The sequence below is a fragment of the Nocardioides sp. QY071 genome, from assembly GCF_029961765.1.
GTDB lineage: Bacteria > Actinomycetota > Actinomycetes > Propionibacteriales > Nocardioidaceae > Nocardioides.
The window spans coordinates 3,647,710-3,660,478 of record NZ_CP124681.1 but is presented as its reverse complement, the minus strand read 5'-3'; the positions used below and the strand labels follow the sequence as shown (position 1 = coordinate 3,660,478).

The 12,769-nt window shown below is 71.8% G+C and carries 14 protein-coding genes; 4 read left to right on the top strand and 10 right to left on the bottom strand.

Annotated elements, in window-relative coordinates:
* Positions 1 to 37 precede the first annotated feature (37 nt).
* From QI633_RS17675 to QI633_RS17645, 7 genes are all read right to left on the bottom strand, one after another.
* On the bottom strand, positions 38 to 958 hold the full coding sequence (locus QI633_RS17675; RefSeq protein WP_282426528.1) for an SDR family oxidoreductase: 921 nt from the start codon (positions 956 to 958) through the stop codon (positions 38 to 40).
* 23 nt (positions 959 to 981) lie between these two features.
* On the bottom strand, positions 982 to 2,022 hold the full coding sequence (locus QI633_RS17670) for a hypothetical protein (RefSeq protein ID WP_282426527.1): 1,041 nt from the start codon (positions 2,020 to 2,022) through the stop codon (positions 982 to 984).
* Between the two features lie 312 nt (positions 2,023 to 2,334).
* On the bottom strand, positions 2,335 to 3,195 hold the full coding sequence (locus tag QI633_RS17665; protein WP_282426526.1) for an alpha/beta fold hydrolase: 861 nt from the start codon (positions 3,193 to 3,195) through the stop codon (positions 2,335 to 2,337).
* Positions 3,196 to 3,344: 149 nt separating this feature from the next.
* Positions 3,345 to 3,554 carry a hypothetical protein gene (locus QI633_RS17660; RefSeq protein ID WP_282426525.1) on the bottom strand — a complete coding sequence of 70 codons (210 nt, stop codon included), beginning with the start codon at positions 3,552 to 3,554 and terminating at the stop codon, positions 3,345 to 3,347.
* Between the two features lie 139 nt (positions 3,555 to 3,693).
* On the bottom strand, positions 3,694 to 4,275 hold the full coding sequence (locus tag QI633_RS17655) for a TetR/AcrR family transcriptional regulator (RefSeq protein WP_282426524.1): 582 nt from the start codon (positions 4,273 to 4,275) through the stop codon (positions 3,694 to 3,696).
* Positions 4,276 to 4,370: 95 nt separating this feature from the next.
* Positions 4,371 to 5,777, bottom strand: a complete 1,407-nt coding sequence (locus QI633_RS17650; protein WP_282426523.1) for an aldehyde dehydrogenase family protein — start codon at positions 5,775 to 5,777, stop codon at positions 4,371 to 4,373.
* A gap of 52 nt (positions 5,778 to 5,829) precedes the next feature.
* Positions 5,830 to 7,593, bottom strand: a complete 1,764-nt coding sequence (locus QI633_RS17645) for an NAD(P)/FAD-dependent oxidoreductase (RefSeq protein ID WP_282426522.1) — start codon at positions 7,591 to 7,593, stop codon at positions 5,830 to 5,832.
* A gap of 186 nt (positions 7,594 to 7,779) precedes the next feature.
* Here QI633_RS17645 and QI633_RS17640 point away from each other — a divergent pair, with 186 nt between their 5' ends.
* The 3 genes from QI633_RS17640 (at position 7,780) to QI633_RS17630 (ending at position 9,825) form a co-directional block, all read left to right on the top strand.
* The gene (locus QI633_RS17640) at positions 7,780 to 8,520 is read left to right on the top strand and encodes a hypothetical protein (RefSeq protein ID WP_282426521.1); all 741 of its coding nucleotides are present in this window, start codon (positions 7,780 to 7,782) and stop codon (positions 8,518 to 8,520) included.
* Positions 8,521 to 8,555: 35 nt separating this feature from the next.
* A complete protein-coding gene (locus tag QI633_RS17635; RefSeq protein WP_282426520.1) occupies positions 8,556 to 9,185 on the top strand; it encodes a nitroreductase family protein in 630 nt (209 codons plus the stop codon).
* Between the two features lie 139 nt (positions 9,186 to 9,324).
* Complete coding sequence (locus tag QI633_RS17630) at positions 9,325 to 9,825, top strand: flavin reductase family protein (RefSeq protein WP_282426519.1); 501 nt, start codon at positions 9,325 to 9,327, stop codon at positions 9,823 to 9,825.
* Positions 9,826 to 9,837: 12 nt separating this feature from the next.
* Here QI633_RS17630 and QI633_RS17625 read toward each other — a convergent pair whose 3' ends face one another.
* Positions 9,838 to 9,984, bottom strand: coding sequence for a hypothetical protein (locus tag QI633_RS17625; protein ID WP_282426518.1), 147 nt, complete (start codon positions 9,982 to 9,984; stop codon positions 9,838 to 9,840).
* A gap of 55 nt (positions 9,985 to 10,039) precedes the next feature.
* Positions 10,040 to 10,696: a helix-turn-helix domain-containing protein gene (locus QI633_RS17620; protein ID WP_282426517.1), complete on the bottom strand. Its 657-nt coding sequence runs from the start codon at positions 10,694 to 10,696 to the stop codon at positions 10,040 to 10,042.
* Positions 10,697 to 10,736: 40 nt separating this feature from the next.
* Here QI633_RS17620 and QI633_RS17615 point away from each other — a divergent pair, with 40 nt between their 5' ends.
* Entirely contained in the window at positions 10,737 to 11,951 is a 1,215-nt protein-coding gene (locus tag QI633_RS17615; RefSeq protein ID WP_282426516.1) for an acyl-CoA dehydrogenase family protein, read from the top strand.
* A 25-nt stretch (positions 11,952 to 11,976) separates the two neighbouring features.
* Here QI633_RS17615 and QI633_RS17610 read toward each other — a convergent pair whose 3' ends face one another.
* Positions 11,977 to 12,753 carry an SDR family oxidoreductase gene (locus QI633_RS17610; protein WP_282426515.1) on the bottom strand — a complete coding sequence of 259 codons (777 nt, stop codon included), beginning with the start codon at positions 12,751 to 12,753 and terminating at the stop codon, positions 11,977 to 11,979.
* Between the last annotated feature and the right edge of the window lie 16 nt (positions 12,754 to 12,769).

Genomic DNA, 12,769 nt, shown 5'->3' with positions numbered 1-12,769 from the left:
GGGTCCGGGCCACTGCGTGGCGCGCGACGGCGTCAGGTCAGACGGACATGCCGCCGCCCATGTCGACCATGGTCCCGGTCATCGCGCTGGCCGCGTCCGAGGCGAGGAAGGCCACCATGTTCGCGACCTCCTCGGGCAGCTCGTAGCGCTGGATCGCCGTGCGTGAGCGCGAGTAGAGGGTCGCCGGGCCGTCGGCGGGGACGGCGCGGCCGGGGCCCCACATCGACCCGGCGTTGACGCCGAGGACGTGGATGCCGTGCTCGGCGACCTCCTTGCTGAGGAAGCGGGTGAAGGTGCCGAGCCCGGACTTGAGGGCGCCGTACAGGGTCAGCCCGGGCATCGCCGTCTGGCCGGCCTCGGAGCCGATGTTGATGATCCGCCCGCCGGTGCCCTGGGCGATCATGTGGTCGAGGGCCAGCCGGGTGCAGTAGAGCGGTCCGGTCAGGGTGCCGCGCACCGACCGGTCGATGTCCTCGGCGCTCATCGTGGCGAAGTCGCCGACCGCGACGTCTGCGGCGTTGTTGACCAGGATGTCGATGCCGCCGAGCAGGTCCCGGCTCTCCTCGAGGACCGCCGCGGCGCCGTCCCAGGTCATGACGTCGCCGTGGACGGCGAGCACCCGGGTGCCCCAACGCTCCGCGGCCGCGGCGGCGACGGCGTGGGCGTCCGGCGGCTGCGCCCAGCGCTGGTGCCCGCTGGCCTCGGCCGCCTCGCGGGCCAGGTCGACGACGACGACCTCGGCCCCCATGCCCGCCAGCCGGTTGACGCAGGCCTGGCCGAGGTTCATCCCCGCGCCCCCGGTCACGACCGCCCGCTTGCCGGTGAGGTCCATCAGGTCCGAGGCCCGCTTGTCGATCGACGACAGGGGGATCCGGTCCTCGTCCCACCAGTACGCCGGGTCGGCGGCCCCGGCCTCGACGTGCTCGCTGAGCAGGCGGTGGAAGTAGTCGCGCTTCACAGGGTCTCCTTCTCGGAGGATTGTCAGGATGGCTCCGCCGCTCGGACGAGCGGTCGGATGATGGAGTAGGCCCGAGGCGTCAGGTTGGCGCCGAGCTCGGCCTGCCGGCGCCAGCGGTAGAGCACGGGGTAGCGGTCCCCGAGACCGGACCCGGTCGCCACGGAGTCGACGAGACCGGCCATCCGGGTGCCGATCGCCTCGAAGTAGTGGCCGGCCGCGCTGAACGCGGGGTAGAGGATCTCGATGGCGACGAGCTCCTCGATGTTGCCGCCGATCTCGTCGGCGCCGAGCCGACTGCGCGCGTCCTGCGGCGCGATGGCGAGGGGGAAGCGTCGGCCCCAGTCGTTGCACCACGTGACATAGGGGTGGCGGTGCGGCGGCCGGGCGCCCTCGTCGATGTCCACCGCCTCGCTGGTCCGCACGCCGTAGCTGAACCGGATGCGGGCGAGCTCGGCCTGGCGGCGCCAGGGGATCCGGGTCTCGACCAGGACCGGGACGTCGAGCCGGCCGCGCAGCGCCGGGGGGGGCGGCGCGATCGAGGGCAGGGAGGCGCGGTAGTCCGCCTCGCTCATGCCGAGCTCGGCGGCGAAGCCGAGCGCGACGTAGGCGTCGCAGGCGTGCCGCTGCAGGGTCTCCCGGGCCCCGTGGTCCTGGGGGTCGAGCGGGAACGGGGTCGAGCGGGACGGGCGTCGCGCCGTCTCGACCAGCCGGTCGGTCGCGCGCGCCGAGGCGACGGTGCGGGTCGAGGTCCGCGCCCCGAGGACCTTCGCCCGGTCCCCGGGGGAGAGGTCGTAGGCGACCAGGAGGGCGCCGTCCGCCGGTGCCTCGTCGCCGAGACCCTCGGCCATGGCGGCGCCGTCGAAGCGCGCCGCGACCAGCTGGCCGTCGATGCGCGAGCCGAGACGCGACCAGGTAGCGCGCTCGTCGAGGTAGTGCCCGGTGCGCTCGTGGTGGTGCTGGCTCGCGACGGCGTACTCGTTGAGGGTCAGCAGCCGCTCGTCGTGCTGGGCGAGCGCCGCCAGCAGGTCGGCCTCGTCGAGCTCGCGCAGCGGGGCGTCGACCACGGTGGCGTAGTCGAACCCAGCCGGCCTGGTCGACGTCGTTGTCGAACGGGTTCTGGGGGAGGAACGCGTAGCTCTCCATCAGCGGGAAGATCTCGCCGAGGAGAGGGCGGGCGGCCACCGACGCGAGCTCGGGCGGCAGGTAGGTCACCGCGCGCCCGGACGCGATGAGGCGGTCGAGGTCGTCCTCGGAGTAGGGGCACGGCAGCACGGTGAGGTGGATGCGCAGCCGCTCGGCGTGGGCCGCCCACCGGTCGCCTTCCAGCGAGGTGAGCAGGGCCGGCGTCGGCAGGCCGTACGCCGTGCTCGCCCCGCTCACGCCGTGACCGTCCCGCGCGGGCGAAAGCCGGCGCGGGCGGCGTTGCTCGCGACCGCCTCGACGATCCGGTCCTCGACCTCGCGCGGCAGCTCGTGGCCCATGCCCCGCACCGTCACGAACCGGGCGCCGGGGATCGCGGCCGCGGTCGCACGGCCCCCGCTGACGAGCACGAGCGGGTCGGCGTCGCCGTGGATCACGACCGTCGGCACGCCGATCGTGGCGAGCCGGGCCGTACGGTCGTCGGCGGTGCGGGCCGCGCGCAGGTGGCGTGCCTTGCCCTGCGGGTAGTTGGCCCGGTCGTAGGCCGCCGCCGCGCGTCGCCGGATCCGGTCCTCGTCGAAGGGGAAGGCGGTGCCCGCGAGGAACCGGGCGCGCACCACAGCGTCCTCGACGGACTCCTCCCGCGGCAGCTCGAGCGCGTTGCGCCGCATCACCGCGATGGCCTCAGGCGGGGTCGGGTTGTCTGCCGGGTTGCCCGTCGTGGACATCACCGAGCACAGTGACAGCACCCGGGTGGGGTGCTCGATGGCGACCAGCTGCGCGATCATGCCTCCCATCGAGACCCCCAACAGGTGGGCCCGCTCGATGCCGAGCGCGGTGAGCAGGCCGGCGGCGTCACCGGCCAGGTCGGACAGGGAGTACTCCTCGTCGGGCACCGGCGAGGACAGGCCGACGTCGCGGTGGTCGTAGCGGATCACGAAGAAGCCCTGGTCGGCGAAGGCCTGGCAGAACTCCGGCTCCCAGGAGGTGAGCTGGACCGCGAGCCCCATGACCAGCAGCAGGGGCGGGTCGGCCGGATCCCCGAAGGTCTCGTAGCACACGGTCAGGTCGCCGACGGGAATCCGTTGCTGGGACATGGCCTCAGTCTAAATACAAATCACATTTGAATCTAGGGTGATTCGAAGATTGTGGGCGGGGGTGCGGGGTGATCGGATCGCTCAATTGCGCGGTTCGATCGGCTCGAGGCGGTCTGAAGGTGATCGATGGGCTCAATTGCGCGGTCCGGTCAGTTCGGGTGGCCCGCCACGATCAACTCGCTCAATTGAGCCAGTTGATCGCCTTCGGCCCGCGCGAACCTGATCAATCCGCGCAATTGAGCCAGTTGAGCAGGTTGGGCGGTCAGGAGATCCGGCGTCACGTAGCGAGCCATGCGGTGGCGTTGCGCAGGACCGCGGTGGCAGGCGACGCGGGAATGGTCGTCCAGCACGGTGTGCACGATCGCGGTGCCGACCCTGGGATTGCTGCGGACGTTGGTGATCCCGGTTCGCGCTCTCGTTGCGAAGCGGTTCTGGCCACGCGTGAGGTATCGGTCGACCCATCGCTTGGCGCTCGACCAACAGGCCGGATTAGTACGCCTAGACCGCGACACCGGCCCACAGCAGGCTGACCTGGTCGGCGGCGATCTCCTCCGCCGAGAGGTGGTGGGCGTCGCCGTACCAGCGGGCGACGAAGTTGCACATTCCGAGCACGGCCAGGGTCGCGGTCTCCGGCTCCACGTCGGGGCGGACCTCGCCCTTGGCGATCCCGTCGCGGAAGATGTCCTCCAGCGCGGTGCGGAAGCGCTGGACCATCTTCTCGTCGGCCTTGATCTCCTTGGCGGTCGCCTTGGGGCCGCGGGCGCTGTTGAACCACTGGGGCAGGTCGGGCAGCTGGGGGCTGTGGTACTTGAGCTGCTCGGTGGCCGCGGCCAGCATCCGCTCGCGTGCGGTGCCGGGGCCGGCGGAGATCTCGTCGATCCGCTCGGCCATCTGGAGGAAGCGGTGACGCAGCACGAGGCGGAGCAGGCCGGCCTTGCTGCCGACGTGGTAGTAGAGACTGCCCTGGAGGACGCCGAGCTCGTTGCCGATGTCCTCGATCCGTGCGGCGGCGTAGCCCTTCTCGAGGAAGACCTTCTCGGCGGCCTGGATCAACTGTTCCTGGTTGTGGATCTTGGTCACGTCACTACTCTCGTGAGCGGCCAGCCGGTGGCCGATGCGAAGTCGGCGTCATTCTAGGCCGCCGGGTGGCCGGGCCAGGGGAGGGCCCGACCGGGTCATCCGCGTGCGGTGTGGAGGACCTGGAGCTCGCTGAACTGCTCGAGGCCCCAACGGCCGTTCTCCACGCCGATGCTGCTCCACTTGGCGCCGCCGAACGGCTGGTGCGGGGCGAGCACGAGGTGGGTGTTGACCCAGGCGGTGCCGCACTCGATCTGCGCGGCGACCTCGCCGGCGCGCCCCGCGTCGTCGCTCCAGACCGACGCCGAGAGGCCGAAGGGGGTCCCGTTGGCCCGTCGGAGCGCGTCATCCACGTCGTCGTACGCCACCACAGGCAGGGCCGGGCCGAACTGCTCCTCGTCGACGAGGCGGACGCCGTCCTCGACGCCGCGCACGATGGTCGGCTCGTAGAAGTAGCCGGCGCCGTCGCGGCGCCTTCCTCCGGCCACGGCGAGACCGCCGTGGGCCAGCGCGTCGTCGACCAGCCCCGCGACCCGCTCGAGCTGCGGCCGGTTGTTGACCGGTCCCAGCTCGGACGCCTCGTCGCTGCCGTCGCCCAGGCGCACCGACCGGGCGCGGTCGGCCAGTGCGTCGACAACGCGCTCGTAGATCGCCGTCGGGGCATAGACGCGCTTGATGGCGGTGCAGACCTGGCCGCTGTTGCGGAAGGCGCCCCAGAACAGCCGGTCCGCGACGGCGTCGACGTCGACGTCGTCGAGCAGGATCGCCGGGTCGTTGCCGCCCATCTCCAAGGTGACCCGCTTGAGGTCGCCGGCCGCGGCCAGCGCCACCCGCCGCCCGGTGGCGACCGAGCCGGTGAACGAGATCTTGCGAGGCACGGCGTGCTCGGTCATCCAGGGGCCCAGCTCGTCGGACCCGGTGACGACGTTGAGGACCCCGGCCGGCAGCACGCGTGCCATCACCGTGCCGAGGACCAGGCTCGACAGCGGGGTGTACGGCGAGGGCTTGAGCACCATCGTGTTGCCGGCCGCGAGCGCCGGCGCGATCTTCCAGGCGGCGAGTGTCAGCGGGTAGTTCCACGGCGTGATCGCGGCGACCACGCCGAGGGCACGGCGGCGGACCTCGACGTGGGCCTGGGGGTCGTCCTGGATCACCTCGACCGGGGTCTCGAGGTCGGCGTAGTAGTCGCACCACCGGGCGGTGGCCAGCACCTCGCCGCGGGCCTCGCGCAGCGGCTTGCCCTGCTCAGCGGTGAGCACCGGCGCGATCTCGTCGACCGCGCCGCGCACCTCCTCGGCGAGAGCCCGGAGGATCCGGCGTCGCTCGCCCTCGTCGCGCGACCAGGCCGGCTGGGCTCGGGCGGCGGATGCCATCGCGGCGTCCAGGTCGGCGCGGGCGGCGGCCGGCGCGCGGCCGACGAGCTCGCCGGTCGCAGGGTTGTGCACGTCGAACGCGTCGCTCGTGGCGTGCGGCCGTCCGTCGACGGTCATGGGGTACTCGGACAACGAGGCCTCCAAGGGCGGGATGGGAGTGTGGGACGAGGGAACCGGTCGCCGACTACTTGAAGGCGAGGCCCTCGAAGAGGCCGGTGGCGTGCCAGTCGTCGAGCAGGTCGTCGAAGGCGACGATCCCGGGGGAGTAGGCGCCGTTGCGGCGGAAGATCTCCAGCACCGGGTTGCCCTCGTTGTTGTAGTAGCCGGGCGTGCAGGAGCTGAGGAACTCCAGGTCGGCACGCGAGGCGTCGATGACGGTGCGGACCCACTGGTCCTCCGCCTCTTGGGTGGCCTCCACCGTGTCGGCGCCGCGGCTGCGGGCCTCGGCGACGATCTTGGCGATGTGCCGGGCCTGGACGTCGAGCACGTGGGTCTGGTTGGAGCTGACGCCGACCTGCGAGGGCGCGACCAGGAAGAAGTTCGGGAACCCGTGGGTCTGCATGCCGAACAGCGTCGAGATCCCGGACTTGAACTTCTCGCTCAGCGCGAGGCCGTCGGGACCGTGGACGTCGTAGCCGAGGCGTCGGGCGAACGGGCCGCCGCTGGTGAACCCGCTGGCGAAGATGATGCAGTCGACGGGGTGCTCCTCGCCGTTGACGACGATCCCGGTGCGGGTCACCCGCTCGAGGCCGCGTCCCTCGGTGTCGAGCAGCGTGACGTTGGGCCGGTTGAAGGCGTCGAGGTACTCGTCGTGGAAGCAGGGCCGCTTGCACAGGGCTCGGTAGTAGGGCTTGAGCCCGGCGGCGGTCCTGGGGTCCTTCACGACGGCGTCGACCCGGGCGCGGATCTCTTCCATCTTCAGGTAGTCGAGGCGCTCGTCGAGGACTCCGCTGCCGAGGGCGCGCAGCCGGTAGATCGCGGTCCAGCCGTCGTTGACGAGGTCGGTCTCGGCGTCGCCGCCGGAGACGTAGAGGGAGAAGTTTCGCATCCGCTCGCGCTGCCAGCCCGGCTCGAGGGCGGCCGCCCACGCTGGGTCGGTGGGGCGGTTGGCCCGCACGTTGACCGACGAGGGGGTGCGCTGGACGACGTAGGTGTGCTGCGCGCTGGCGGCAACGTGGGGGATCGCCTGGATCCCGGTGGCGCCGGTGCCGACGACGGCGACCCGCTTGTCGGCCAGGCCGCTCAGCCCGCCGGTGGGCGCGCCGCCGGTGTAGTCGTAATCCCAGCGGGTGGTGTGGAAGGCGCGGCCCTCGAAGTCCTCGATGCCGGGGACGCCGGGCAGCTTCGGCTTGCTCATCGCGCCGGTCGTCATGCACACGTATTTCGCGGTGAACCTGTCGCCGCGGTCGGTCTCGATGGTCCACAGCCCCGCGGTCTCGTCCCAGCTCACGTCGGTCACCCGGGTCTGGAGCAGAGCGCTGCGGTAGAGGTCGAAGTGCCGCGCGATGCGCCGGGAGTGCTCGAAGATCTCGGGGCCCTTGACGTACTTCTCGGTCGGCACGTAGCCGACCTCCTCGAGCAGCGGCAGGTAGATGTAGGCCTCGGTGTCACAGGCCGCGCCGGGGTAGCGGTTCCAGTACCAGGTGCCGCCGAAGTCGCCGCCCTGCTCGACCAGGCGCAGGTCCTCGACCCCGGCCTCGCGCAGCCGCGCACCGAGGAGGAGTCCGCCGAACCCGCCGCCCAGCACGGCCACCTCGACGTGGTCGTGCACCGGCTCGCGCTCGACGCGCGGGGTGTAGGGGTCGTCGACGAAGTGGGCGAGCTCGTCGGCCATCGGCCGGTACTGGGCACTGCCGTCGGGGTGGATGCGCTTCTCGCGCTCGCGCCGGTAGAGCGCGCGCACAGCCTCCAGGTCGACCTCGACGTCGAGGGTGGTCAGGTCCTGCACTCGGACGCTCCTCTCGCAGCGGTGCGGTGGTCGCACCTGCTAGATTCAAATAGAGTTCGAAATTAACAGTCGCCGGGTCGTCCGGCAAGGGGATCGGGAAACCCGGTCCCGGCGGCACCGTGGCTGTGGCGCCGTCGTCCGACGACTCTTGTTCGATATATCAGATAGCAGATACGGTGAGCTTTTGTGACCTCCTACCACCTCGCCCGGCACGCCACAGGCGCCCCGCGACTGGCCTCCCTCCCGCTCCCGGCCCTCGGTCCGCAGGCGGGTGTCGGCGACGCCCGGCCCCTGGGACCGGCGGCGCTCGCGGTCTCGTTCGGCGAGCTCGCCGCCGGCGCCACGTCCGGCCCGCCGGACGCCGCGACCCTGCGCTTCGTCCTCGCCGGTGAACTGGTCGTGGCGACCGTCGCCGGGACGGCGCGCCTGGTCGCGGGCGACGTGGTCCTGTTCGACCCGACCGCGTCGCCCGCCGTGCTCGAGGCCTCCGGCGCGGCGGTCCGCTTCGTCGACTTGGAGGTCGACGCGGCGTGGGTGCCGCAGGGTGTCGTACTGCCGCCGTTGGAGCGGGCTGCGCGCGCGGAGCCGAGCTCGCTGCGGATGGACGTCGAGGACGGGCACGCGCATCTTGCCGCCTTCGTCCCGGTGCCCGACGGATCCCGGCAGGCAGTGATGAACGCGTCCTTCCTGTGCCTGCCCGGCGAGGTGGCCAGCGACTGGCACACCGAGGAGGGGATCAGCCTGGTCCTGGTCCTCGCCGGGGGCTTCGAGCTCGAGGTGTCCGGTCGGGGCGGCGCGCGGCTGCTGGCGGCGGGCGACCTCTGCCTCGTCGACGACCGCTCCGGGCGCGGACATCTGACCCGTACGCACGGCGAGACGTGGTTCGCCGCGATCACGCTGCCCATCGACCACGCATGGCAGCACTGAGCCGGCCGCGGCCGGCAGGAACGGAGGAGAACGAGATGGACGCCCTGGAGGCGATCGAGACCTGTCGCTCGATCAGGAGGCTGCGCCCCGACCCGGTGCCGCAGGAGCTGCTGGTGGACCTGGTCCGCTATGCGACCTGCGCGCCGAGCGCGGGCAACTCCCAGCACTGGCGGTTCCTCGTGGTGACGGGGGAGGAGGAGCGCCGCTGGTTCCGCGACATGCTCGTCGAGGCCCTCGGTGTGCGCCTGGCGTGGGTGCCCGAGGAGGGCGACACGTCGTCGGCGGCGCGCAACCAGCGGATGTACCGCTCCTTCATCCTCGACTTCGACAAGATCCCGGCCTTCGTCCTGACGACGATCGAGAACGCCTTCCCGAGCCGAGAGGCGCCCGATCCCCAGTTCATGTGGTCCTCGGTGTACGCCGCGACCCAGAACCTGCTGCTGGCGGCGCGTGCGCTCGGGTTGGGTGCGGCGATGACGACCAACCACAAGGAGAACGAGCCGGCGGTGCGGGCCTACTTCGCCATCCCGGATGACGTCGGCATTGGGGCGACCGTGCCGATCGGCTATCCGGTCGGTCGCTACGGCCCGCTCACCCGCCGTCCGGTCGAGGAGGTCGTGAACTGGGGGCGCTGGGACCGCTGGGAGGCACCGGTCGCCGACTGAGCGCGCGCGACCGGTCTGTCCGCAAGAAGTCTTGAATGTTGTTTGAAACGGGGGTACCGTCCTCGTTATCGCATTTTCAAATCTCATTCGAAAATCGGGCGGACCGGTCACGGGCCCCGCTCGGGAAGGCTGGTTCGCGATGCAGACCCACACCTTGGCCGCCGACTCCCTGCGGACCGCGTACTCCGCCTTCCCGACCGGCGTGGTCGCCGTGTGCGGCATCGACCGCACCGGCGCTCCCGCCGGCATGGCGATCAGCTCCTTCGTCCCGATCTCCCTCGACCCGCCGCTGGTCGGCATCAGCCTCCAGAAGTCGTCGCGGACCTGGCCGGGCCTGCGTTCCATCCCGGTCCTCGGGATCAGCGTGTTGAGCGCTCACCACGCGGACGTCGCCCGCCGGCTGGCGGCCAAGGAGGGGGATCGCTTCGCGGGTCTCGCCACCTCGGTCACCGACCGTGGCGCGGTGCTGATCGACGGCGCGGCCGCCACCTTCGAGTGTCGCCTGGTCGAGGAGGTGGAGGCCGGCGACCATGTGATCGCGATGCTCGGCCTGGAGGTCGTGCGTTCCGACAGCGCTGCCGCGCCGCTGCTGTTCCACCTCAGCCGCTTCGTCGAGCTGGGGCTGCCCGAGTCGGTGTGAGCGCGGGTCGGCTCAGTCGGCCCGCTCGGCCGGCGCGACGGTGCTGAGCATCGCCTCGCGCCACTCCGCGGCCGTGAGCGGCACGATCTCCGGCTTCGGGGTAGGGATCCCCACGACGGGCGAGGGGCGGCGGACTCCGGTGGCGGGGGGCTCGGTCATGGGGACATCGAACGGCTCACCGTCCCAAAAGTCAAACTATGTTTGAAAACCTGGCTCAGGTGCTCCCGAGCAGCTGCTCCTTGAGGGTGCGCCGCAGCCAGTCGGTGAGCTCGTTGCTGGTCCAGCCGCGCTCGCCGTGCAGCTGCTGCCACAGCTGGGGATTGCTGAAGACCCAGGCGATGTCGGCGGCTCGCTCCGGCGTCAGGCCCGGAGCCAGGGAGCCGCGCTCGGAGGCCAGCGCGACCATGTTGGCTGCTCCCCGGTGGCGCTCGCGGTCGAGCTCGGCGAGGTACCCACGCAGCTCGGGCGACTCCGAGGCGGAGGTCACCAGGCACGCGTGGAGCGGGCTGACGGCCTCGAACACCTCGACCAGGACGGTCGCGTAGACGTCGAGCACCTCGGCGGAGGTGTCGGCCCGGCGTGCCCGTTCGCCGAGCGGGCCCTCGCGGGCCGGGCGTGGGTCGCCCTCGTCGCCGACCACCGCCGCGTGGTACGCCGCCCGGAGCAGGGCGGGCTTCTGGCCGACCGAGTTGAAGACCGTCGCCCGGGCCACGCCGGCCTCGCGCGCCACGTCGGCCACCGAGGTGGCGCCGTATCCGGCCGTCGTGAACAGCGTGGTCGCCGCCCGGACGATCGCGGCCCGGGTCCGCTGGGCGGCCTCGGTGCGCGCGGGGGAGTGGTAGGGGCGGTTGACACCCGTGCCGGAGTTCATAAGACTGCAAGTCCAATCAATGCTCGAGAAGGTCCTTGCGATGACTCTTACCACCCATCCCCCCGCCGCGGACCAGCTGCTGGCCCGGCTCCGCGAACAGGTCGGTTCGCCCGAGTTCGGCGAGCGCGTGGTCGCCGCCGACCAGGATGGCCGGATGGCGCTGGGCAATGTCGACGTGCTGCGTGCGCTCGGCATCACCGGGATGCCCCTCGACCGCAGCCTCGGGCCCGAGGGCCCGTCGGTGCGGCTCATGATCGAGGTGATGGAGACCCTCGGCGCCGTCGATCCCTCGACCGCGGTCGCGCTCAACATGCACTGGGTGGGCGCCCGGACACTGAGCCGGCTGCCGTCGTTCCCGCGTCGTGACGAGGCCCTGGCCGCGATCGCCGCGCACGAGGCCACCATCTGCGGCGCGTTCTCCAACCCCTCGGCCGAGGTCGACTCGCGCCGCGCGCGGCTCAGCTGTCGCATCGAGGGCGACGAGGTCGTCCTCAACGGCCGCGCCGGCTTCGGCTCGATGAGCGAGGCCGCGACGTACGCCATGCTCGGCGGGATGGTCGAGGACAGCGACCCCGACGACCCGCAGATGGTGATGACGGTCGGGCGTCTCGGCGAGCCCGGCCTGGTGCTGCACCGCAACTGGAGCGCCATGGGCATGCGGGGGACCGGGAGCAACGACATCGAGTGCCGGGACCTGCGGATCCCGCTCGCCGACTGCCTGGTCGTCCCGATCAGCTCGGTGCAGGAGGGGCGGGGGATCGACCCGGCGATCGTCGCCTTCGGCGTCACGGCGATCTGGCTGGGCCTCTCGCAGGCCGCTGTGGACTTCACCGTCGACCACGTGACCCATCGCTACGGCTACATGGCCGAGGGCACCTTCAACCCCACGACCGCGGCCTACCGGGCCGACGAGGCCTGGGCCCAGCTCGGGCTCGGGAACCTCGACCACTGGGTCGGCACCGGCCGGGTCCTCCTGCAGGCCATGGCCGACCGGATCGACGCGGGGGAGGACGTGCCCGCCCCCGACCTGGTCCGGACCCTGTTCCACCTGCGCCGGATGGCCGAGGAGGTCGCGCTCGGCGTGATGAAGATCTGCGGGGCCCACGGCTACGTCACGGCGCAGCCGCTGGAGCGGATGGTGCGCGACCTGTTCGGCGGCGTCGTGATGGCGTGGAAGACCGACCAGCTGCAGCTGACCCTCGGCGTCGGCACGCTCGGCCGCCCGATCCGGTTCACCGGACCGGCCGGCTCGTAGCTGCTGACGGCGGTCCCGCGCGGGCTCACACCTGGGCGAGGCCGCCGTCGATGAACAGGTTGGACCCCGTGATGAAGCTGCTCTCCTCGCTCGCCAAGAAGAGCGCCAGGCGCGCGACCTCGTCGGGGTCGCCGACACGGCCGAGCGGGATCCGGGCCGTGAGGTCGTCGTACCGGAGGCGGGCGATCTGGTCGACCTCGGCCGCCGAGGCGCCCTCGGGGTGGCTGCGCATCGGGCCGTCGAGCGCGTCGGTCAGGATCGGGCCCGGTGAGATCGTGTTGACCCGGATCCGGCGCGAGCGCAGCTCGTTGGCCCAGGTGCGACCGAAGGACCGGGTGGCCGCCTTGGCCGCCGCGTAGGCGCCGACCCCGGCACTGCCCTTCTCCGCCGCGATCGAGCCGAGCAGGATGACCGATCCGCCGTCACGCAGCAGCGGCAGCGCCTTCTGGACCGTGAACACGGTCCCGTTGACGTTGAGGGCCCACTCGCGGGCCAGGTAGTCGGGGGTCAGGTCGGCGATCTCCGCCTTGGTGGTGCCACCCGCGTTCGCGACGACGACGTCGAGGCGGCGCTCGTCCTCGCCCACCCGTCGATAGAGCGCGTCGAGATCCTCGGGGCTGGTCACGTCGGCAGTGAACGGCGTGCACCGCTCGCCGAGCTCGGCGGCCAGCTCCTCGAGCAGCGCGGTCCGCCGGCCCACGGCGTAGACGTGGGCGCCCTCGGCCGCGAACATACGGCACATGGCGAGGCCGAGCCCCGAGGAGGCGCCGGTCACCACAATGGTCTGTCCGTGAAGTCGCACGGTCGGTTCCTCTCGT

What these genes read in the sequence shown, in the direction of transcription:
- QI633_RS17665 (WP_282426526.1), bottom strand. Translation starts at nt 3,195, where the DNA reads ATGTCCCAGCAACGGATTCCCGTCGGCGACCTGACCGTGTGCTACGAG.
- QI633_RS17635 (WP_282426520.1), top strand. Translation starts at nt 8,556, where the DNA reads ATGGACGCCCTGGAGGCGATCGAGACCTGTCGCTCGATCAGGAGGCTG.
- QI633_RS17630 (WP_282426519.1), top strand. Translation starts at nt 9,325, where the DNA reads ATGCAGACCCACACCTTGGCCGCCGACTCCCTGCGGACCGCGTACTCC.
- QI633_RS17625 (WP_282426518.1), bottom strand. Translation starts at nt 9,984, where the DNA reads ATGACCGAGCCCCCCGCCACCGGAGTCCGCCGCCCCTCGCCCGTCGTG.
- QI633_RS17620 (WP_282426517.1), bottom strand. Translation starts at nt 10,696, where the DNA reads ATGAACTCCGGCACGGGTGTCAACCGCCCCTACCACTCCCCCGCGCGC.
- QI633_RS17615 (WP_282426516.1), top strand. Translation starts at nt 10,737, where the DNA reads ATGACTCTTACCACCCATCCCCCCGCCGCGGACCAGCTGCTGGCCCGG.